The sequence below is a fragment of the Actinophytocola sp. genome (assembly GCF_049647105.1).
Classification (GTDB): Bacteria; Actinomycetota; Actinomycetes; order Mycobacteriales; family Pseudonocardiaceae; genus Actinophytocola.
The window spans coordinates 1-20,693 of the sequence record NZ_JBARWZ010000265.1 but is presented as its reverse complement, the minus strand read 5'-3'; the positions used below and the strand labels follow the sequence as shown (position 1 = coordinate 20,693).

The following is a 20,693-nucleotide window of genomic DNA, read 5'->3' as shown; positions in this document are numbered from 1 at the left end:
GTCTACGAGACCGCGGGCCACTCTTGTCAGCGCGTCATGGCAGGACCGTGATGCGGTCCGCCGCCGGGGGTGCGATGTTCGGGTTCGCGGTCAGGTAGTCCGTGAACGCGTCCAGGTCGACCGGGCCGCCCGTGACGTCGGTGCCGTTCACGAACTCGGCGAACCCGTCGCCGCCCGCGGCGAGGAAGTTGTTCACCGACACGCGGTAGGTCGCGTCGTCCGTGACCGGCTCGCCGGCGACGGTGAGCTCCGAGATCTTCGAACCGATCGCCGCGGCCTGCGACCACGAGTAGTGCAGCGACGAGGAGATCTGCAGGATCCGCACCTGCACGGTGCCGTCCGGCTGCGGCTGCCACTGCTGCTCCAGCACGGTCTTGAGCTGCGCACCGGTCAGCGTCATCGTCTGCATGATGTTGCTGAACGGCTGCACCGCGAACGCCTCGCCGTAGGTGACGACCCCGTCGCCCTCGCCAGCCGAGGAGCCCGCGTAGGTGAGGTCGGTGCGGATGCCGCCCGGGTTGGTGATCGCGATCTGTGCGTTGTTCGACGCCGTGGCACTGAGCTGCGCGTCGGCGATCACGTCACCAAGCGGGGACTCACCGGAGGCTGGCGCCGCGCGGACCAGGTCCGCCGAGACCGTGCCGACCTGCTCGCTGGCGATCGGCGCCGCCTTCGTCTTGGCCTCGTCGACCAGCGCCTGCACGGCCGGATCCGGCGTGACGGTCCGGGTGACGATCTCGTTGTGGGCCTTGGTCGACTCGCGCACGACGTCGCGCGTCCGCTTGTCGATCTTCAGGTCCACCACGGACAGCAGCCGCCCGAACGACGAACCCTGGATCAGCGTGCGCGGCTTGCCTGCCGGGTCGGTGACGGTGCAGTTGTACTGCTGGTGGCTGTGACCGCTGAACACGACGTCCACCGACGCGGACGCGGCCTTCGCGATCTCCGTGGCCGGGCCGGGGAGGGTCTTGCAGTCGTCAGGACCGCCGCCCTCGGTGTTGTCGCCCTGGTGCACGAGCACGACCTGCGTCTTGATGCCGAGCAGGTCGAGCAGCCGCGAGGACTGGTTGACGGCCTTGACCTCGTCGCCGAACTTCAGGCCCTCGATGGCCTCCGGCGTGACGACCAGCGGCAGGTCCTCGAGCGTGACGCCGATGATGCCGATCGGCACGCCACCGGAAACGGTGACGGTGAACGGCAGTGCGGCGTTCAGGCCGTTGTCGAAGTAGACGTTGCCGCCGAGGATCGGGAACTTGGCGCGCGGGTAGCTGTCGCGGAACTGGCAGCCGTCGGTGGGGTGACAGCCGCCGAGCTGCATGCGCAGCAGTTCCTTGTAGCCCTCGTCCAGCTCGTGGTTGCCGATCACGGACGCCTTCACGCCGAGCTCGTTGAGCAGCGCCATGGTCGGCTCGTCGTGGAACAGCGCGGAGTCGAGCGGCGACGCACCGACGTTGTCGCCCGAGGACAGCACGACCGAGTTGTCGACCTCGCCGCGCAGCTGCTTGACGTGCGTGGCCAGGTAGGCCGCGCCGCCGGCGTCCACTGTGGTCCCGTCGGGCAACGTGACCCGCCCCGACGACCCGGCGGGCGGCTGCAGGTTGCCGTGAAAGTCATTGAACGTGATGAGCCGAACGTCCGTGGTGTTGCTGGGCGCGGCGGTCACCGGTCCGACGGCCAGCCCTGCGCACGTGAGCGCGGCGGCCGCCGCGGCGGTCAACTTGGTGAATGCCCTCATGATCCTCCGTCCAGACGCCCGTACTCCCGTCAGGCGCGTGCGGCGTGCAGTCTGCACAAAGGAGCCACTGTTCGCCAGCCCCGAACGGAGGAGGATCTAACCTGGTGCATGTGACCGCGACTGGAGAAGAACCGCGCTGGCTGGACGACGGCGAGATGCGGGCCTGGCGCGCGTACGTGATCGGCAGCGAATTGTTGCGGAAGCAACTCAACCGCGAGCTGCAGGACCGCCACGACATGGCCCTCGCGGACTACGAGGTGCTGGTCCGACTGTCCGATCAAGACGGTGGCCGCATGCGCATGGCTCACCTCGCAGGCGAGGTGGCGTCGTCGAAGAGCAGGCTCTCCCATCAGATAGGTCGCTTGGAGACCGCGGGCCTGGTCCAGAGAGTCGAATGCGGCGACGACGCGCGCGGCGTGTTCGCGGAGATCACCGAGGCAGGCCGTACCCGCCTCAGCGAGACCGCACCCACGCACGTGGCCGGTGTCCGCGCCCATCTGATCGACCTGCTGGCGGCCAGCGACCACGAAACCCTGGCGGAGATCTTCGAAAGGGTGCTGGACCACCTGGGCCACCCGGAGCACTGATGACGTCGGCGCTGGCCGCCTTCTACCGGCGCGTCGGTGCGGCGAGCCCGGCCAGGTGGTGCAGCGAGTTGATCAGATGCGAAGGGCCGAACGGCGGGAACTGGATGCCGCGGTCGCGGATGAACTGCGGCACCGCCGACCAGTCGTAGCTGAGCGTGACCTCGACCTCGGACGGACCGAGCGCCACCAGGTCGTACCGCCAGAGCCAGCCGCCGAACTCGAAGCGACCGTCGGCCTTCTCGTATCCCGTGAGCCAGCCAATGGCGCGCGGCCGGTCGAACACCTCGACCTTGTTGACCACCCGGTAGTCACCGTGTGGATGCCCGGGGTGACGCATGTCCATCCGGAAGATCTGCCCCGCCTCGGTCAGCGGTGCCCGGTCGGCGGGTTCCTGAACCCAGCCGGTGCCGTCGATCGCGGCATGGGTCGTCGGGTCCGCGAGCACGGCGAACACCCTGGTGGCGGACGCGGCGACGGTCAGGGTGGCGCTCACGGTCTCCTGGTCGGTCCTGGGCGTCGCGGGAGTGGCGGTGACGGACATCGTGAGCCTCCGATGAGCGGCGGCCGGCCCGTTGCCGGCCTCTCACCTTGGCTACGAACGCGCTCACCGCCATTCGACACCACCGCGAAAAAAAGTTCGAAGGACGTTTCTCACTCCGGCCGCGTCCGAGGCGACGAGGCGTACTCGTCACGAGCGAGCCCGGCCAGCGCCGTCGGCAACGGACCCCGGTGCAGCACGCCGAGCCGCTGCGTGGCCCGCGTGAGCGCGACGTACAGCTCGGCCGCACCCCGCGGGCCGTCGGCGAGGATCCGATCCGGGTCGACGACGAGCACAGCGTCGAACTCCAGCCCCTTCGTCTCCGAGGCGGGCACCGTGCCCGGCACACCGGGTGGTCCGATCACGACACTGGTGCCCTCCCGCCCGGCCTCGTCCCGGACGAACGCGTCGATGGCGAGGGGAAGTTCGTCCTCGGTCACCCGCGTGGCCCACGGGCGCACCCCGGACGCCCGCACCGAGTCCGGCGGCGCGACGGTGGGCGCGAACTCGGCGAGCACCGCGGCGGCTACCGCCATGATCTCGGCTGGCGTGCGGTAGTTGACCGTCAGCGACCGGTACACCCAGCGCCCCGGCACGTAAGGCGTGAGCATCGTGTCCCACGAGGTGGCACCGGCGGGCGACCGCCGCTGCGCGAGGTCACCGACGACGGTGAACGACCGGCCGGGGCAGCGCCGCATCAGCACCCGCCAGTCCATCTCGGACAGTTCCTGCGCCTCGTCGACCACGACGTGCCGGTACGTCCAGTCCCGGTCCTCTGCGGCGCGCTCGGCGAGGTCACGGGTGTCGACCTCGACGAACCGGTCGGCCAGGTCCTCGGCGTAGAGGAGGTCCGTGGCGTACAGGTGGTCCTCGTCGTCCATCGAGTCCGCGCGGCCGGTAAAGCTGTCCAGCACCCTGGCGGCGTACTCGGCCTGCGCCTTCCGCTCCCGCGCCGCCGTGTCGTCGGCCGGCTTGTCCGGGCCGAGCAGGTCCAGCAACTCGTCCAGCAGCGGCACGTCCGACACCGTCCAGGCGGCACCATCCGCCCGCAGCAGCACGGGGTCGCCACCGGCCGCCGCCAGCCGTTCCGCCGACTCGTACAGCGGCGCCAGCAGTGCCTCCGGGGTGAGGATCGGCCAGAGCTCGTCGATGGTCGCGGTGAAGCGCTCGTCCTCCGCCAGTTCCTTGACCAGCTCCGCACGCAGCCGCTCCCATGCGACCTTGTCGTCCCTGGTCAGCCAGCCGTGACCGATCCGGCCGAGCGCCCGCTCGGTGAGCACGTACGTGATGATCTCGGTGAACGTGGCACGTGCCTCGTTGTGCGGCAGGCCGCTGGCCCGGGCCTCCTCGCGCGCCCACTCGGCGGTCGCGGCGTCGATACGCAGCGGCGCCTCCCGCAGCCCGAGCTCGATCGGTCGCTCCGGCAGCCGCTGCCAGTCGGCGATCGCCGCCCTGAGGACGTCCAGGATCTTCAGCGACCCCTTGAGCCGCGCGGCGGCCGGGCCGTCCTCGGCGGTGACGCGCAGCCCGGGGAGGAGTTCGCCGGGCGTCATGAACACGACGTCCGACTCACCAAGCGAGGGCAGCACCCGGCTGATGTGGTTGATGAACGCCGGATTCGGCCCGACGACCAGCACACCGTGCCGTTCCATCCGCTCACGTTGCGTGTACAGCAGGTAAGCGACGCGGTGCAGTGCCACAACGGTCTTCCCGGTACCGGGCCCACCCTCGATCACCAGCACACCCGGGTGCTCGAGCCGGATGATCTCGTCCTGCTCGGCCTGGATGGTCGCGACGATGTCCCGCATCCCCTCGCCGCGGGGTGCGTTGACGGCCGCCAGCAGCGCCGCGTCCCCGTCTCCACGCACGCCGTCACCGGGCCGCCCGAACATCTCGTCGGTGAACTCGACGACGCGGCGCCCCCTGGTCAGAAACTGCCGCCGCCGACGCATGTTCTCCGGATTCGCCCCCGTTGCGGTGTAGAAGGGCCGCGCGACCGGCGCCCGCCAATCGAGCAGAACCGGCTCGTAGTCGTTCCCCTCATCGAAAAGCCCGATCCGCCCGACGTAGGAATGCTCCCCCGAAATGGCATCCAACCGGCCAAAACACAACCCGTTGTCCGCCACGTCCAGCCGCCGCACCTCCCTGGCCGTGGCACGCACCTTGTCGTCCCGATCCATCGGCGTCCCCCCTTCGTACCGCAAGGCGGCCCTGAGCTGGTCCTTCGCCCGCACCCGCTCAGCGTCGAGCCGCTCGTAGAGCCCGGCCACGTAGCCCCGCTCGGACCGCAGTTCCTCTTCGTACCCCTGACTTGACACAGACCCCTCACAGCGTTTAATCTGAATTTAGGTTCGGCGTTTTCTTCAATTCCTTTGAAGAGCGCGCCGACTTTTTATTGTCCATCACGTGTCAAGTCAGACACGTTTCGGTGGAACAGCAACCTGCTGTCCTGGCCGGTATTCACCTGGACAGGTGCTCTGGGTGGCCCGATCAGGTGCTTGATCGTCCCGTTCGGGTGTTTCCGGCCAAAGTCATGGCCCGCGCGCGGCAAGATGCCGCTGGTCCGGACGCCGACACCAGGAGCGCATCGCCCATGACTTTCGACACTCGTTTCCGCCAGCGCCGACGCTGGGCGCCGCGGCTGCTGGCCGTCGCCGTAGTCGTCGGGTCGGCGACGAGTTGGGTGCCCCCGGTCCCCGCTGCCGAGGCCCAGCCTGCGGGCGCGTCGTGGACGGCCTATGTGGGCGGCCTGGACGGGGTGACGCCGATCGCGACCAGCACCAACACCCCTGGCGACTTCATCTCCACCGGCGGAAACGACCCCAAGTACATCGCCATCACCCCGGACGCCACCACCGCTTATGTCTCCAACGTCGGCCGCTCGACGGTCACGGTGCTCGACACTGCCAGCAACGCCGTCACCGGCACCATCACGATGCCGGATCCTGGCGCCGTCGCCAGCGTCGCCATCGCTCCCGATGGTGCCACCGCCTACGTGACCCAGTCCCCCGCCCGGGTCTACCCGGTCGACACCGGCACCAACACCGCCGGCCCCGCGATCGACCTTCCCGCCGGCGTGGCGCCGGGGCCACTCGCCGTCACCCCCGACGGCGCCACCCTCTACGTCGCCGAGGTCGGTTTCGGCGGCGGCGGCCGGGTCTTCCCGATCGCCCTCGGCGCCACCCCGGTCGTCGGCACTCCGATCACGATCGCCAACGGCCCCCTTGGCGAGATCCAGATCACCCCAGACGGCGCCACCGCCTACGTCGTCGCCGAGACCGACGGCGCGGTCTACCCGATCGACACCGGCGACAACACGCGCGGCCCTCGCATACCTATCAGCGGTAGGCCGTTCTCGATCGACATCGCCCCGGACGGCCGCACCACCTACGTCGCCACTAGCATCCCAGGCGACCCCGTGACCCACGCGGTCATTCCGATCAACACGGCGGACAACACGGTCGGCGACCCCATCCAGATCGACAACCCGCCCGGGGGAATGGCGATCACCCCCGATGGCACCACCCTCTACGTCGGCGCGGTCGACGCGGTCTTCTCGATCGACCTCGCCACCAGCACAGTCAGCCGGATCTCCATCGCCGGGAGTGGGCCTGAGTTTGGCATCGCCATCACGCCGGACCAGGCACCCGAGGCGGCGCTGGTGGTCACGCCACCGAACTCGCCTGCCTACTTCACCTCTCCGTCCACCGTCAGGTACGGCACCGTTGCCAGCTACCAGTGGGACTTCGGCGACGGCACCACCGCCACCACCAGCACTCCCGGCACCAGTCACGAGTACGCCAACCCAGGTACCTACACGGCCACGGTCACCCTCACCAGCAGCGGCGGCACCTCGACCACCCAGGTCTTCACCGGCCAGACCTTGTACCGAAACGGCGGACCCCAGGCCATGGCCAGCGCGACGGTCACCGTCCCCGTCGAGGTCGTCGACGGCCTCACCACACCAGCGGACGCCGATCGGCTCGCCAGGACCGGAACTCCCGACGCCACGCTCATCGTCATCGGTGCCACCGCCCTGGCGCTCGGCGTCGCACTCACACAGCTCACCCGCCGACGTCGGCACACCAGATCCTCTGACCAGTAGCGGCTTGTGATGGACGGTTCGAGCGTCAACTGGACGCTGCGCGAGATCACTTCTGGAGTTGACGGGCGTTGGTGAAGCTCTCGTCGGTCAACAGCGGAACGACCTCGCTCAAGTTGACCTCGGCGGCTACCTCGACGTCGCCGGGGTAGCCGTGGCCGATCAACTCCCGGCCACCCGCGCAGGCGCGCAGTTCGGCCGAGATGTCGCCGGCGACCACGGTGTACGCGGCCGCTGCGGCGCGTGCCTCCGGGGAAAGGGGACCCAGTCCGCGTTCGGCAAGCGCGGCCAGGTAGGCGCCCGCGCCCCACAGGTCCTCGACCGCGGGGCGCGCCGAACCGTCGTGCCACCGTTCCCCGCCTGCGACGACCCCGACACACGCCTCGGGCTGGTCGGCGAGCTTGCGAAGCGTCCAGTCGGCGGCCGCGTTCACGTTGCGCAGGGACACACCGATCACGGTGACACCGAGTTCGGCGACCGCCTGGGAGATGGTCGAGCCGTTCGGTGAGGGCAGCACCAGCCGTCGCACACCCGTGGCCGCGCGGATGCTCGGCGCGGACAGGGTGATCTCGCCTGGCCCGGCCTCGGACCGGCCGACCGCGAGCGCCGCGTCGCGTTCCTTGGCAAACGTGGCCGCGCGATCGTCGCGCCAGCGAAACGGGTAGACCTCGATCCTGTTGTCAACAGCGACGGTCAGGCTGGTCGTGAACGACAGCACATCGACAACCGCGATGATCACTACCTCCTGCGCCAGGTTCTTCGCTCCCACCAGTCCCCAGTCGAACCTGCCGCGAAAACCCGTTTGCACATAAGGATTGACCATCCGAACAGCGTATCCAGCCACAGTCAGGCGGCTACCTTCCCGGTCCAGCGCCTGAGCACTTTCCCTGTGGTTCCGCGATTCCACCGAGTCCGAAATGGTCATGCGGTCCGGCCAAGCGCGGCAGAGAAACAGGTCACGAGGACGTTCGACGGGGTCACGACGCACGGCCTCGAAGGTCTCATCGAGCATCTCCTGCTCGCCCGGCGTGTAGCGCACGGTAGTCCTAGCGGTGGAAGTGACCGGTCGTCTTAGCTCGCTTTGCAACCGCCGGACGTTAGCGTTGTGCTGTCGAGCGGCGGAGTTGTACCGATTGACGGCCGAGTTGTAGTTGTTGACAGCGCTGTTGACGTCCCGCTACCACTGCCTCAGCCACGAGGTCTCACCGCCGGTCTCGAGGCGGGTTCGGGTCGTTCGCTGGCGCGACAGTGTCACTGTCACGGATCTGTCCGTTCCGTCCTCGGATCTCCAGCTCCCCGCCGCCGGTGTTCCGCAAGATCTCCCGCGCACGGGTGATCGCTGCGGCTTGCGTGTCGGTATGGGCACTTGCTCGCGATGCGCTGGGCTTGACGACATCCCGCCGCCGGACTCATTCGGCTGGACTACCCGTCGTTCGGGTCGTGGCATATTGCACCCCGCGATTCCAGCTTGCCTGGTGGCCATCATCCTAGGTAGGATTCGAGGTAGAATCAACTCGGATCTCCAAGCGTCGAGATCCTGGAAGGGAGGTGATGACAGACTCCACCAGGGCTGATCAACCGGAGCAACGTTCACTCGCTGCACACGTAGAGAACGTTGAGTCCTTCTGAGTTCTCGCTGGTAGACAGCTAGTGCGTGAACTCAACACGTGGATACCAAGCGTGCGCGGGTCGTGACTCCATGACCACAATCACGCTACAGAGTGACACCAAACCTAGAACTATGCCTTGAGTACTAGGTAGAGTTGTCCAGTCGCCACCTTCCCTGGGAGCCCTACTATGAGGATCGACACCAACGACGTCATCTCTGTCACAGAAGCCAGTACGCAGGGACTTTCCAAGCTTGTGAACCAAGCGAGCGAAGGCCGTCGGTTTGTGGTTTTTCGTAACAATCAACCAGTTGCGGCGATCGTAGATATCAAAACCATGGAAAGACTGCAGTATCTGGAGTCACTGGAGGAAGACATGAAGCTCGTAGCCATCGCTTGGGCTCGAACCCTCACGGACTCTGGCGAACGTTACAGCTTGGACGAGGTCGCCGCTGAGTTTGGTGTGGACCTGGACGACGACGAGGAGTGAACGAACAGTGGCCACGGTCCAGCTCACGTCAGATGCGCGGGAGGACCTCCGTGATCTCGACGGCTCCAACCGAAAGCGTGTACTGAAGGCGCTGAAGAAGCTGGAAACCGAGCCAGAGAAACGTGGGGAACCCTTGGGTTCTCGCGCCCTTGGCAACCTCACAATGTTCAGAAAACTTGTAGTTGGGGACCGCGAGATTCGCGTCATCTACCGCGTCGAACCCGACGGCAACGTTGTGGTGGTCTGGGTCATAGCTGAGCGTGCGGACGATGCTTGTTACGAACTGGCAGTGTCTCGGCTCCGACTGCACTCGGATCAGGAGTTAGCGGCGAAGGTCGAGCATCTGCTCAACGAAGCATGGGACAAGCCCACACCGCGTCAATAGGCCATCATCTGCCCTGCGGGGGTTCCTTGGAGTCCAAGGAACCCCCGCAGTCGTTCTGGACGCGCCCTCAGCCCTCTCCAGTGAGCATCTGAGCGTACGGCTGTACGTAGAGAGCCGGCGCGCAGCCGTGGCATTGGAGCCGCACGGCTGGACAAGCCGACGGCAAGTGCAAATGAGACCCTATGGAACTGAGGTCAGCCCACCCGTAGGCAGCTGGCCAGAGATTTGCCTGGTCACAGTTGCGGAGGCGGAGGGATTTGAACCCCCGGTCCCGTGAAGGACTCCTGTTTTCAAGATCTACGCAACCCCGTCCGGGGGTGTCCAGCTAGGTACATCTGCCCTGGTCAACACGGTTACAATTGTCCCATGAACGCGGGCGGAGCGGCGTGAATGAGACTGCGATTGAGACTATCCAGCCACCTTGGTCGGAGCCCATCGAGCGTCTTGCACTTCGATGGGACCAGGCTGACCCTGCACCGCGGCCCGCTGAGCCACGTCCGCACAGCCATCTCGATGACCACTTCTGAGCAACGCGACTGAGATTGCGCCCCGGGCAGGACTGATGGAATCACAACACCGGCTGGTTCAAACGATGTCGAAGGTCGGCCCCTTCACAAACTTGCCTCGCATGACCTCCGCGCCTGGATCGTGGTACTGCTGCTCGGCGACGGCCCCGATACCGGATACGGCGTCACGTCCGAACACTCGGATCCGGATGAACCGCAGGTCGTCCTCTTCGAGGAGTCTCCGTAGGTCTGTGTCTACCCGTAGGCGGTAGGTACCCTCGTCGCGCCCGCGGTCACGAACCGGTCCTTGAAGCGTGCGCCAACCACGCGTGGACCTTGTCAGTCTGGCGACGCCGCCGACATTTACCAAGCACCGACTCAGCCACTACGCACGCCGCGGCTGCCACTCGACCTGATGCCGTCGTAGCATTTATCCCTTCGACAGCCACCTTGCATGGCCTAGTGGCTAGCTTGAGCTCTCAGGATGGTGCCATACTCGTCGGTTCGCTTGAGGACCGCTTCCTGTGTTCGGCTGAGCACTGGCCACGAGATAACGCGGTGGTGCTCGTCTGGAGCACGCGTGTCGTAGGTGGGGTCGGAGTCGCGACCCCGCGCGTAGAACCGCATGCGGTAGAGGCCAGCCCCGTGAAAGGCCAGGTTTGGCAGTTCTTTCGGCAGGTGGGCGAAGAGACTCGTCACCAACAGATTGCCGTGCACGCTCTCGACATCGACCTCGACAACGTCGTCCCAATCAGACATATCATCGGTAGTCGGTACATCGTCACGTGTTTCGACGGTGACCGGCACATTGCCAGTGTGCGTTCCAGTCCAGATCTCGACCGCACCCATGTGCGGCACCACCAATCCGTTGGATGGACGGCGTCCGGATGCCGGGACATCATCGATGCGTTCGCTCAACCAGAACGTGTGGTAACTGGCTAGCACCAAGCCGGTCTCGACCTGCTGGCTCATGTCTCTTCGCCCACCCCAGGGTCTTTCTAGGCCACAATCCACACGCGGAACGGGTCGTTGTCGATCACACGGTTCTGGCTGTAGAAGCTAGCCAGAGCGTTTCCGGCGGCGCTGTTCTGAGTGTCGACAATCATACAGACACTGTATCCAGCCGCACCAGATCCGCCCGGCACCTGCGGGATTGAGCACCACGAGAACGAACGGGGGTTACCGCCGCCCGTTCTGGCCCCTTGCCAGGTGCTCGCCATCGGGTACTCATCGCAGCTCTTGCCAGCCGGACGGACATAGCTTCCCTTGCAGGCCACCGTTCGGTTCGACTCGATGAGCGTCGGATCCGTCAGTCGAGTCAGCGGAACACCACTCGGGTAGGCTCCGGGCAGCCCGGAATTGTGCGCGTCGCGAACATGCCGGGCGTACTCGGGACAGCAGTAGGTCGGACTCAGCGAATACGCCACCGCCAGTGTGTAGTCGGAGAAGACGCAGCCGATACCGCGGCCCGGTGTGGCATTGTCGCAACGGGCCACTGGAGGTCGCGAGTAGATCGGTGATGACAGCGGGCAACACGGACTCTTAAAGCGGATACGAAACTCCGTCGTTCCATAGCCAACGGCACTTGGGTTGACCGCCGTTGTTTCGAACTGCGCATCCCCCTTTACGGTTGCACCGTTTGGCGCTGCTTGCGGCGGGAAATTGTGGAACAACGTCGTACAGGCGCCGACACAGTCGGCAGCACCCTCCGCCGTAGAGCCAAGGGCCAGCCCTGATTGAGTGACCGGCTGCAGTTCGACCTGCGACTGCCAGTTCCGCTGGTAGATCGAGGTGAAGCTGAAGAACCACACGACGAAGTGCATCGTGCCTACCGGCAGCCCAGTCTCCACGTTCCTGATGATGTAATCGCCGGAGCTGATCAGGCAGGCTTCGGTGCGGGTGTAGTACCACGAGTCGCTGTACTCATAGCACCAGTCAGGCAACGGGATAACGTCCCGATTTGCGCGCTGTTTTGCATGAAGTTGCCGCAACTCATCGGCCGACAACGTAGTCGTCGAGGGCTCGACACAAGCCTGAAGGCCATCAACGACAGGCCCGCAGGCGTGCGCGATCGCTGGCGCCTTTGCGCGGGTGTACGGGACCGGCGGAGTAGTGATGGGTGGTGCAGCGAGCGTGCTGTCCGCGCTCGGCGGCAGCGGTTGTACTGGTTCTTCGGCTATAGCCGGTGTTCCTGCCAAAAGAAAAGGGCAGCGCACAGCCCAGTCACAAATCTGCGAGTCAATTGACTCTCCCCAGAAAATAAAGGCAGCCAACAACACCTCTGGTTGCGTGCAGTCGCAAATGCAGCCAGACGTGTGGTGTACGCGTTGGTGACGGACCCCAGTTGAACGTTGCAAGACTACCGGCGACCACTGCGGTTGGTGAATGGTTAACCGCCTGGTTCACTCCATCGGCCTAGAGTGGCTCTGGATAAGGCCGTACGTTGCAAAAGCGGACTCACCTGCTGGTAACCATCGTGTCGCGCATACAGGGCCGGACGGACGAATCTGAGGCGCTGACAACGAAAATGAGGAACCGAGGGTCACGTAGCAAGCTTGCGAATCTGGATCAAACTTCTGGCTGACCGGCGTCAGTCCGCACCTGCAAGGCCTGGTAAGCCCTCAATGCCTCGACTGCTCGCCAGGCCTGGCTCGCGGTGTCCCGCTCCCTCGACGCAAGGCGAACTAACAAGAGCAACGCAGACTTGATCACGTTCTCGCTACCGGAGATCAAGCCGCCTGCTGACCACGATGGGTCCTGCTGAGAAGCTACATAGCCGAGCACGCGTGGGTCGGTCGGGCTGGCGACGCCGCCACAACACCACAGCCCGACTCAGCTGTTACAAACGCCACGGCTACCCCACTCACCTGAGTGCCGTTGCCGATTGGGAGCACACGCGAGCGACCTGATCTCTGAACCGCACTTCGGTGGCTCTGTTCGACGAAGGGTGCTGAACGTTCACATGGCGATCTTGAGCACCAGTTGAGACTGCAGTTGAGACTGCACTCCTACCCATGAACCCGAACCGAGCCAGCATCACGACTGTTTCACCTGGTCACAGTTGCGGAGGCGGAGGGATTTGAACCCCCGGACCCGTGAAGGTCTCCTGTTTTCAAGACAGGTGCATTCGGCCGCTCTGCCACGCCTCCCTGCCGTGCAGGGTAGCGGGCGAGGTGTGGGGTTTGGCGAGGTGTGCCTGTCTTGGGAGACCTCGGCCGCTGGGCGGGTGTACGACACGCTTCGCAAACCCATGACTTCGGACGGTGACGGGCAGTTTCACCAGTTCAGGGTCTTGCGGCGGGGTTGTTACCTGGGGAACACAGGTGCATGCTGGGTTTACGGCCGGCTGAGAGAGGCCCGTCGGGAGAGGGCAGGTGGTGCCGTGGCAATGCAGGTAACGGGCGTGGTGGTCCGCAGCTCGCTGCGACCCCGCGGTTGAGCCGACAGCATCGGCTCGGTCGTGAATGCGGAGTAGTGCCAGAGTTCGGGCGCTCGCGTGCGCACAACGCACTTTCGGTGCGCCCCGACGATGTTGATCCCTCCGTCAGGGCAGCTTTCCCGGGTTGTCCGGAATGGATCCACGCCAGTCTGGGTGCTTCGGACCATCACTGAACTTCGACACAGAGGGGCCGTACCCGAATCGGGTGCGGCCCCTCTCTCGTGTCAGGAAATCAGATGAGCACGCCGTGGTGGTCGTCCGGCTCGGCCGTGGCCACCGACGCGGCCGCGACGCGGGCCTGTGCGGCGCGGGTCTTGGCGCGGGCCTTGCGTGGCGGGACGCCGTTGACGTCCTCCGTGCTGATGGCGTACGAGCCGAGCACGAAGGCGATGGCGTCCGAGTTGCGGTCCAGCGCCACGCGGTCGATGTTTCCGAGGTTGTCGCAGGTCTGGTGGTAGCACTGGTCGAAGGCCTCGCCCGCGGTGCCGCCCCACTTGTTGGCCTGGTCCTCGGTCTTCACGACCTCGGCACCGGTGAACAGGCCACCGGCGGGGATGCCGTTGAGGATGAACTCGCCGTAGTCGGAGCGGCCGTCGAAGTCCTTGCCCTCCAGCGGCACACCGGTGTAGTCGAAGTAGTCGACGAACGCCTGCTCGATCTGCGCCGAGCCGTACGGGCCCGCACCGGAGCCGACACCGTCGGAGTCGTCACCGTCGTACACGAAGTAGCCCGCGTTCGGCGAGCCGATCATGTCGAAGTTCAGGTACAGCGCGACGTTCAGCTGCTCTTCGAAGTCGAGGTTCTGCACGTAGTACTCGGACCCGAGAAGGCCGAGCTCCTCCGCGCTCCACCACGCGAACCGCACCGCGTTGTTGACCTTCGGGGAACCGCCGAGCTGCAGTGCGGTCTCCAGCAGCGCAGCGGAACCGGTGCCGTTGTCGTTGATGCCCGGGCCCGTCGAGACGCTGTCGAGGTGCGCGCCGGCCATGACGACGTTGTTGTGGCGACCCGTCTGGGTCTCCGCGACCACGTTGTAGGAAACGCGGTCCTCCATGAAGCCCTGCAGGTCGATGGTGACCTCGGCGCCGTTCTGTGTGGCGAGGGCCGCGCCCTCCGCCTGCGTGACGCCACCGGCGGGCGCGCTGCCGGGCAGCGGTGAGCCGAGCGTGCCGTTCAGGGCACCGGGAACGTTGTTGTACACGATGACGGCGGCGGCACCAGCCTCACCGGCAGCGGCGGCCTTCGCGCCGAACGTGCACGAACCGCGGCTGACCAGCGCGACCTTGCCCTCGGCGCCCGCGTAGTCGGTCGCCTCGCAGCCCGGGGTGGCGTCCACGGGCACCACGTGCAGGGTGCTCGTCACGCCGCCTTCCGGCGTCGACTCGCTGTAACTCATCCGGATGATGGGAATTTCCGTACCCGCCACGGTCAGCGACTGACCGCGGGTCTCGTCGTATACGAACGGGAACTCCTGGCGCTCGACCGTGTACCCCGCCGCCTCGAGCTTCGTGGCGATGTACTCGGCCGACGCCGCGTGGCCGTCGGTGCCGGCGCCGCGGTTGCCACCGTTGCGGTCGGCGAGCCGCTGCAACGCGATCAGGTGGCGGTTGGTGTTCGCGACCTTGACCTTGTTGACCAGCTGGCGGGCCAGCGCGGGTCCATCGGGGACAGTGGGCAGCGCGGCAGGACCTGCCGCTGCTGGCACGGCTGCGAGACCGACGCCGGTCGCGGCCGCGAGCAACGCGATCCCGGCTCGGAATGTCGTCTTGGCGGACGGCATGAAAGTTCCTCTCGTTCTCAATGCTCAGACACCGGCGCGCACAAATCGTCCCCGTCTCGAATTCCGCGCCCGGCGTGCACACCTTTGTCGGGAACTCCGCGCTGGTCAAGCCCCTCACACGGACTGTTATGTCCGACCCTTTACCGTTCTCTCATGTACGCGATCACGATCACGCAGCCAGGTGGTCCGGAAGTCTTGGACTGGACGGAGCAACCTGATCCCCAGCCTGGCCCAGGTGAGGTCGTGCTGGACGTCGCCGCGACGGCCGTCAACCGTGCGGATCTGTTGCAGCGCCAGGGCAATTACGCGCCCCCGCCCGGGGTCACGGACGTACCCGGCCTCGAGTGCGCGGGCACGGTCGCCGCGCTGGGTGATGGCGTCACCGGCGTCGCGGTGGGAGAACCGGTGTGTGCGTTGCTCGCGGGCGGTGGCTACGCCACGAAAGTCGTGGTGCCCGCCGGGCAGGTCATGCCGCTCCCCTCCACTGTGGACGTGGTGACGGCCGCGGGTCTGCCGGAGGTCGCGGCCACGGTGTGGTCGAACGTGGTGATGGTGGCCGGATTGACCGCAGGCGAGACGCTGCTCGTGCACGGCGGCGCGAGCGGCATCGGCACGCACGCCATCCAGGTCGCCAAGGCGCTCGGCGCGCGGGTCGCGGTGACCGCGGGCTCCTCGGAGCGGCTCGAGCGGTGTGCGGAGCTGGGCGCGGACATCCTCGTCAACTACCGCGAGCAGGACTTCGTCGAGGCGGTCAAGGACGCGACGGACGGCCGCGGCGTGGACGTGGTGCTCGACAACATGGGCGCGAAGTACTTGCCCCGCAACGTCGACGTGCTCGCGCGCCTTGGCAGGCTCGTCGTCATCGGCATGCAGGGCGGGGTCAAGGGCGAGCTGAACATCGGCAAGCTGCTGGCGAAGAACGGCACGGTCACCGCGACGTCCCTTCGCTACCGGCCGGTCGCCGAGAAGACCGCGATCTGCCAGGAGCTGGTGGCGAAGCTGTGGCCGCTGGTCGAGGCGGGCGAGGTCCGGCCGATCACGCACGAGGTGCTGCCCGTCGAGCGGGCCGCCGACGCGCACCGCGCACTCGAAGAGGGCGGCGTGCTCGGGAAGCTGATCCTGAGGATGCCCAGTGCCCCGAACCGGAAATCTGGCACCTGATTCGGCGGCCCAGCTTCCTTCTGGCGGCGTTGCCGATCCACCCAAGTACAACCCGGTACGAGGGAGGATCGGCGCCTTGCCAGCAGAAACCTGGATCCACCGACTCACGCACCGCATTCCCGGTTCGGAACACTAGCTGATCGAGGTCAGCGCGGCGACGGCCTCGACCAGCGCGTTGATCTCGACCGACGTCGTGTAGTGCGCCAGCCCGACGCGGACCGCGCCGCCGACCTCGGCGACCCCGAGCGCGGCGAACACCCCGCTCGGCACGTCGTCGGCGAACGCGCAGATGCCGCGGTCGGCGAGGTGCACGATCGCGTTGGACGCCTTGACGTCGGTGACCGTGAACGCGAGCGCCGGGATGCGGCGCATGGCGTCGCCGATGACCGTGACGTGCAGCAGGCCGCGCAGCTCGGAGACCAGTTTGCCGAGCATGCCCGCCTGATAGGACTTGGCGGAACCGATGGAGGTCTGCAGGCGGTCGCGGCGGCTGCCGCTGGCAGCGTCGTCGAGGCTCGCGAGGTAGTCCACGGACGCGACGAGGCCCGCGAGCAGCGGGTACGCGTGCTGCCCCAGCTCCATCCGGCCCGGGCCGGTCTGGTTCGGGCCCAGTGCGCACGCGGGCAGCCGGTCCAGCAGCGACGGGTCGGCGAACGCGAGCGCACCGACCGAGGGCCCGCCCCACGCGGTCGCGTTCACGGCGATCACGTCGGCGCCGAGCGCCTTGATGTCCAGCGGCACGAACGGCGCCGCGGACGACGCGTCCACCACGACCAGCGAACCCGTCTCCCTGGCGAACGCGGTGATCTTGTTCAGGTCCGGGCGGGTGCCGACGACGCCGGACGCGGCGGTCACGGCCACGACCTTCGTGCGGTGCGTGATCAGGCTTTCGTACTGCCACGCGGGCAACTCACACGTTTCAATGTCGATCTCTGCCCACCGCACGGTCGCGCCTGCCCACTGCGCGACCCGCAGCCACGGTGCGATGTTCTGCTGGTGGTCGAGCCGGGACACGGTCACCTCGTCGCCGATGACCCAGCCCGCGCCAGCGGCCTCCGCGAGCCGCTGCAGCAGCACGGCCGGGTTGGGCCCGAGCACGACGCCGGCCGGGTCGCAGCCGACGACATCGGCGATGGCGCGGCGGGCGGCGTCGACGATGGCCTCCGCGCGCTGGGAGGCGGGGAACACGCCACCCGGCCCGGAAACGGGCGCGCGCAAAGCGGTGGAAACGGCGGTGGCGACCTGCTCTGGCACCTGCATGCCGGCCGGGGCGTCGAGGTGGATCCAGCCATCACCCAACGCGGGGAACCAGCCCCGAATCGCAGCGACGTCGAACGCCATGGCACCACACCGTACGGAGGCCCGCGGGGGCCCCGTTTGGGGGGTGCTCGTGACGGCTACCCTCGAACTCGTGCAGATGAACCCTGGCCAGGAGAACGAGCAGCCGCGGCCCGTGGTCGTGATGGGCCCGGACGGTGCGCCGGTCGGCGCCGCCGCGATGGACGGCGAGTACGCCGAGCAGGTCGGCGACATGGTGGAGCAACCCGCCAAGGTCATGCGGATCGGCACGATGATCAAGCAGTTGCTGGAGGAGGTGCGGGCGGCACCGCTGGACGAGGCCTCGCGCAACCGTTTGCGTGAGATCCACATGCGGTCGATCACCGAGCTGGAGGACGGCCTCGCGCCGGAGCTCCGCGAGGAGCTGGAGCGGCTGTCGCTGCCGTTCACCGACGAGAACACGCCGTCGGATGCCGAGCTGCGGATCGCGCAGGCCCAGCTCGTCGGCTGGCTGGAGGGGCTGTTCCACGGCATCCAGACCACGCTGTTCGCGCAGCAGATGGCCGCGCGGGTGCAGCTGGAGCAGATGCGCCGAGGGCTCCCGCCGGGCTCCGGCGGCGAGATGCCGGAAGGGCAGAACGTCCGAGGGACCGGGCAGTACCTCTAGTGTCCCGAACTGGAAATGCGGTGCGTGAGTCGGTGGATCCAGGTTTCTGCCGGCAAGGCGCCGATCCTCTCTCGTACCGGGTTGCACTTGGGTGGATCGGCAACGCCGCCAGAAGGAAGCTGGGCCGCCGAATCGGGTGCCAGATTTCCAGTTCGGGGCACTAGAGCAGGACCGGCGTGCCCTGCTCGAACGCGAGCAGGTAGCGCTTGCGCGGCAGGCCGCCGCCGTAGCCGGTGAGGTTGCCGGTCGAGCCGACGACCCGGTGGCACGGGACGATGATGCTGATCGGGTTCTTGCCGTTGGCGAGGCCGACCGCGCGCGCCGCGCTCGGACTGCCGAGACGCGCCGCCAGTTCCCCGTAGGTGGTGGTGTCGCCGTACAGGATCGTCGTCAGCTCGGTCCACACGCGACGCTGGAACTCCGTGCCGTGCAAGGCGAGCGGCAGGTCGAAGTCCTTCAGGTCACCGTCGAAGTACGCGGTCAGCTGCTCGATCGCGTGGGATGAGCGGGAGTCGTCGCGGGGGCCGAAGACCTCCTCGGCGGGGCGGTGCCGCTGCTCGTGCATGTACACCCCGCACAGCACGCCGTCGCTCGCCACGAGTGTCAGCGGGCCGACGGGACTGTCCATCACGGTATGGGTGCGCACGAGACCACCGTGCCCGCCCGCGCGTGTGACCGCTGGCAGATTTCGGACATCAACATGTTCGTGTCCGAAAACGGCCGGAACCGCGGTTCGTGCGCTGGTGGAGTACCTGCTCATGACCTTTCGCGAACGCCACCTCACGGGTGCGCCCCTTGTCCTGCCCAACGCCTGGGACGCCGCGAGCGCGCGGATCATCGAACGGGCCGGCGCGGAGGCGATCGCCACGACCAGCGCCGGGGTCGCGTGGAGCCTCGGGGTGCCGGACGGGGACCGCCTCGACGTCTGCGCGGCGGTGGCCGCTATCGCACGGATCGTGCGTGCCGTCGACGTGCCGGTGACGGCCGACATCGAGAGCGGGTACGGCGACGTCGCCCGGACGGTGCGGCTGGTGCGGGACGCGGGCGCCGTCGGGATCAACATCGAGGACGGGCCCGCCGCGGCGCCGGAGCGGATCGCGGCGGCGCGCGCCGAGGGCGGGGACCTGTTCGTGAACGCGCGGATCGACACGTTCCTGCTGTCGGCGGGCGGTGTCGACGAGACGGTGGCGCGGGCGAAGGCGTACGTGGACGCGGGTGCGGACGGGGTGTTCGTGCCCGGTGTGCACGATCCGGCGGTGATCGCGGAGCTGGTGTCGCGGATCGCGGCACCGGTGAACGTGATGGCCGGGCCGGGGGCGCCGTCGGTCGCCGCACTCGCCGAGTTGGGGGTGCGGAGGGTGAGCGTGGGGCCCGCGATCGCGGTGGCGGCGTACTCGCTCGTGTCGGCGGCGGCGTCCGAGCTTCTTACGCAGGGGACGTACGGCAGCTCGGCCGCGGCACTGACGCATGGTGACCTGAACGCGTACTTCGCTCACTGACCGTTTCCGCGCCGAAAGAGACCCGCGCGGGTGTGACGTGCGCCACTTGCCAGGTCAGGTGGGGTGCCGCGACTCGGCGGCGTATTTCCCGGTCGCGCGTTCCACGCTGATTCCACCGTTGGTCGTCCGCGCCGTGCCAGCCTGAGTTCGTGCCGGTTTCACCCGGTGCGACGCGAATTTACGGGGAATACCATGACAATCTCGATCACGAACCGGCCGGCGCCGTCGTGGCTACGAGAACTCGCCCACGGCCGCGCGGAATACGAGGAATTACTTGGCTGGCCGGTCTCTGTGCAGGTGGGCAACAGGGTGCTCATCATCGCGATCGGCCGGACGGTCGAAGCGGTGACGATGCCTGCGGCACTCGGTTTGCGAGTGCGCGCTGAACTGGGAATAGCGATGCTGTCGGGGCCCGTGGTAGCCGACCCGGACGGCGTGCGCTGGACCTTCCTGACGAAACCGATCGATCGGCTGCGCCCGAACATCACGGCCGATCTCTCTCATTTGCGGGTGGATGTCGCGACGCACGGCAGCCACGTGGTGATCCCGACCGGGCCTGACATCTCGGTGGGGAAGGTGTGGCGCTGGGTCGAGCGGCCCGCACCCAGCCGGACCCCGCCGCCCGCGTACGCGGTGACCGCGGTGACGCGCCGCCTTGCCGCACTCGACCACCTGCTGGCAGCGTAGTTTCCGCAGGTCAGCAGCACCGCGAAGCGAAAACGACGGCAACGCAACCCCCACCCGTTCCCGGGGGCGTCCCGCCATGCCAGTCTACCGGCTGGCACTGACATTTCCGCGTTGTCGATCTTGACTGTGGACAACTGGGTGCGCTGTGGACAACTCGCGGCCTCCGTTGTCGGCGTAGGCGACGTGGTGGCGCTCTTGTGGACAGACCGGGTCCGTACCCGGAGGTGGGGGG

General features: G+C 67.2%; 17 protein-coding genes, 1 tRNA gene and 1 pseudogene. 8 read left to right on the top strand and 11 right to left on the bottom strand.

Annotated features, from left to right (window positions below):
- Positions 1–34 precede the first annotated feature (34 nt).
- Positions 35–1,735: a bifunctional metallophosphatase/5'-nucleotidase gene (locus tag WBA97_RS31820; protein ID WP_424234664.1), complete on the bottom strand. Its 1,701-nt coding sequence runs from the start codon at positions 1,733–1,735 to the stop codon at positions 35–37.
- 110 nt (positions 1,736–1,845) lie between these two features.
- Here WBA97_RS31820 and WBA97_RS31815 point away from each other — a divergent pair, with 110 nt between their 5' ends.
- Complete coding sequence (locus WBA97_RS31815) at positions 1,846–2,322, top strand: MarR family winged helix-turn-helix transcriptional regulator (protein WP_424234663.1); 477 nt, start codon at positions 1,846–1,848, stop codon at positions 2,320–2,322.
- 22 nt (positions 2,323–2,344) lie between these two features.
- Here the strand turns inward: WBA97_RS31815 and WBA97_RS31810 are convergent, their stop codons facing one another.
- Both WBA97_RS31810 and helR read right to left on the bottom strand, forming a co-directional pair.
- Positions 2,345–2,863 carry a polyketide cyclase gene (locus WBA97_RS31810; protein WP_424234662.1) on the bottom strand — a complete coding sequence of 173 codons (519 nt, stop codon included), beginning with the start codon at positions 2,861–2,863 and terminating at the stop codon, positions 2,345–2,347.
- Between the two features lie 110 nt (positions 2,864–2,973).
- Positions 2,974–5,178, bottom strand: a complete 2,205-nt coding sequence (gene helR, locus WBA97_RS31805; protein ID WP_424234661.1) for an RNA polymerase recycling motor ATPase HelR — start codon at positions 5,176–5,178, stop codon at positions 2,974–2,976.
- 275 nt (positions 5,179–5,453) lie between these two features.
- Here helR and WBA97_RS31800 point away from each other — a divergent pair, with 275 nt between their 5' ends.
- Positions 5,454–6,965 (top strand): PKD domain-containing protein, encoded by a 1,512-nt coding sequence (locus tag WBA97_RS31800; RefSeq protein ID WP_424234660.1) that lies wholly within the window; start codon positions 5,454–5,456, stop codon positions 6,963–6,965.
- A gap of 46 nt (positions 6,966–7,011) precedes the next feature.
- On the opposite strand, the gene WBA97_RS31795 is transcribed toward WBA97_RS31800, so the two are convergent.
- Together WBA97_RS31795 and WBA97_RS31790 are read right to left on the bottom strand one after the other, a co-directional pair.
- On the bottom strand, positions 7,012–7,785 hold the full coding sequence (locus WBA97_RS31795) for a 2-phosphosulfolactate phosphatase (protein ID WP_424234659.1): 774 nt from the start codon (positions 7,783–7,785) through the stop codon (positions 7,012–7,014).
- Positions 7,786–8,164: 379 nt separating this feature from the next.
- Positions 8,165–8,344 (bottom strand): annotated as a pseudogene (locus WBA97_RS31790) (DUF2188 domain-containing protein); the annotation flags it as partial.
- A gap of 415 nt (positions 8,345–8,759) precedes the next feature.
- On the opposite strand from WBA97_RS31790, the gene WBA97_RS31785 reads away from it, so the two are divergent.
- Positions 8,760–9,059 carry a type II toxin-antitoxin system Phd/YefM family antitoxin gene (locus WBA97_RS31785; protein ID WP_424234658.1) on the top strand — a complete coding sequence of 100 codons (300 nt, stop codon included), beginning with the start codon at positions 8,760–8,762 and terminating at the stop codon, positions 9,057–9,059.
- A gap of 7 nt (positions 9,060–9,066) precedes the next feature.
- A complete protein-coding gene (locus WBA97_RS31780; RefSeq protein WP_424234657.1) occupies positions 9,067–9,444 on the top strand; it encodes a type II toxin-antitoxin system RelE family toxin in 378 nt (125 codons plus the stop codon).
- Between the two features lie 965 nt (positions 9,445–10,409).
- Here WBA97_RS31780 and WBA97_RS31775 read toward each other — a convergent pair.
- The 4 genes from WBA97_RS31775 to WBA97_RS31760 form a co-directional block, all read right to left on the bottom strand.
- Positions 10,410–10,922: a hypothetical protein gene (locus WBA97_RS31775; protein WP_424234656.1), complete on the bottom strand. Its 513-nt coding sequence runs from the start codon at positions 10,920–10,922 to the stop codon at positions 10,410–10,412.
- Between the two features lie 26 nt (positions 10,923–10,948).
- Positions 10,949–12,229, bottom strand: a complete 1,281-nt coding sequence (locus tag WBA97_RS31770; protein WP_424234655.1) for a NucA/NucB deoxyribonuclease domain-containing protein — start codon at positions 12,227–12,229, stop codon at positions 10,949–10,951.
- A gap of 785 nt (positions 12,230–13,014) precedes the next feature.
- A tRNA-Ser gene (locus tag WBA97_RS31765) sits at positions 13,015–13,099 on the bottom strand.
- Between the two features lie 522 nt (positions 13,100–13,621).
- A complete protein-coding gene (locus WBA97_RS31760; RefSeq protein WP_424234654.1) occupies positions 13,622–15,169 on the bottom strand; it encodes a M28 family metallopeptidase in 1,548 nt (515 codons plus the stop codon).
- Between the two features lie 153 nt (positions 15,170–15,322).
- Here WBA97_RS31760 and WBA97_RS31755 point away from each other — a divergent pair, with 153 nt between their 5' ends.
- On the top strand, positions 15,323–16,330 hold the full coding sequence (locus WBA97_RS31755) for an NAD(P)H-quinone oxidoreductase (protein WP_424234653.1): 1,008 nt from the start codon (positions 15,323–15,325) through the stop codon (positions 16,328–16,330).
- 132 nt (positions 16,331–16,462) lie between these two features.
- On the opposite strand, the gene WBA97_RS31750 is transcribed toward WBA97_RS31755, so the two are convergent.
- On the bottom strand, positions 16,463–17,671 hold the full coding sequence (locus WBA97_RS31750; RefSeq protein ID WP_424234652.1) for a cysteine desulfurase-like protein: 1,209 nt from the start codon (positions 17,669–17,671) through the stop codon (positions 16,463–16,465).
- A 76-nt stretch (positions 17,672–17,747) separates the two neighbouring features.
- Between WBA97_RS31750 and WBA97_RS31745 the strand changes: the two genes are divergently transcribed.
- Positions 17,748–18,275, top strand: coding sequence for a bacterial proteasome activator family protein (locus tag WBA97_RS31745; protein WP_424234665.1), 528 nt, complete (start codon positions 17,748–17,750; stop codon positions 18,273–18,275).
- A gap of 160 nt (positions 18,276–18,435) precedes the next feature.
- Here WBA97_RS31745 and WBA97_RS31740 read toward each other — a convergent pair whose 3' ends face one another.
- Positions 18,436–18,921 (bottom strand): methylated-DNA--[protein]-cysteine S-methyltransferase, encoded by a 486-nt coding sequence (locus WBA97_RS31740; protein ID WP_424234651.1) that lies wholly within the window; start codon positions 18,919–18,921, stop codon positions 18,436–18,438.
- 112 nt (positions 18,922–19,033) lie between these two features.
- Between WBA97_RS31740 and WBA97_RS31735 the strand changes: the two genes are divergently transcribed.
- Positions 19,034–19,774, top strand: a complete 741-nt coding sequence (locus WBA97_RS31735; protein ID WP_424234650.1) for an isocitrate lyase/PEP mutase family protein — start codon at positions 19,034–19,036, stop codon at positions 19,772–19,774.
- Positions 19,775–19,837: 63 nt separating this feature from the next.
- Positions 19,838–20,461: a hypothetical protein gene (locus WBA97_RS31730; protein ID WP_424234649.1), complete on the top strand. Its 624-nt coding sequence runs from the start codon at positions 19,838–19,840 to the stop codon at positions 20,459–20,461.
- Positions 20,462–20,693: the final 232 nt, after the last annotated feature.

Bases quoted from the DNA above. Each gene is read 5' to 3' on its own strand.
- WBA97_RS31810 (WP_424234662.1), bottom strand. From the start codon at position 2,863: ATGTCCGTCACCGCCACTCCCGCGACGCCCAGGACCGACCAGGAGACC.
- WBA97_RS31800 (WP_424234660.1), top strand. From the start codon at position 5,454: ATGACTTTCGACACTCGTTTCCGCCAGCGCCGACGCTGGGCGCCGCGG.
- WBA97_RS31750 (WP_424234652.1), bottom strand. From the start codon at position 17,671: ATGGCGTTCGACGTCGCTGCGATTCGGGGCTGGTTCCCCGCGTTGGGT.
- WBA97_RS31820 (WP_424234664.1), bottom strand. From the start codon at position 1,735: ATGAGGGCATTCACCAAGTTGACCGCCGCGGCGGCCGCCGCGCTCACG.
- WBA97_RS31760 (WP_424234654.1), bottom strand. From the start codon at position 15,169: ATGCCGTCCGCCAAGACGACATTCCGAGCCGGGATCGCGTTGCTCGCG.
- WBA97_RS31775 (WP_424234656.1), bottom strand. From the start codon at position 10,922: ATGAGCCAGCAGGTCGAGACCGGCTTGGTGCTAGCCAGTTACCACACG.
- WBA97_RS31785 (WP_424234658.1), top strand. From the start codon at position 8,760: ATGAGGATCGACACCAACGACGTCATCTCTGTCACAGAAGCCAGTACG.
- WBA97_RS31735 (WP_424234650.1), top strand. From the start codon at position 19,034: ATGACCTTTCGCGAACGCCACCTCACGGGTGCGCCCCTTGTCCTGCCC.
- WBA97_RS31795 (WP_424234659.1), bottom strand. From the start codon at position 7,785: ATGGTCAATCCTTATGTGCAAACGGGTTTTCGCGGCAGGTTCGACTGG.
- WBA97_RS31745 (WP_424234665.1), top strand. From the start codon at position 17,748: ATGAACCCTGGCCAGGAGAACGAGCAGCCGCGGCCCGTGGTCGTGATG.
- WBA97_RS31755 (WP_424234653.1), top strand. From the start codon at position 15,323: ATGTACGCGATCACGATCACGCAGCCAGGTGGTCCGGAAGTCTTGGAC.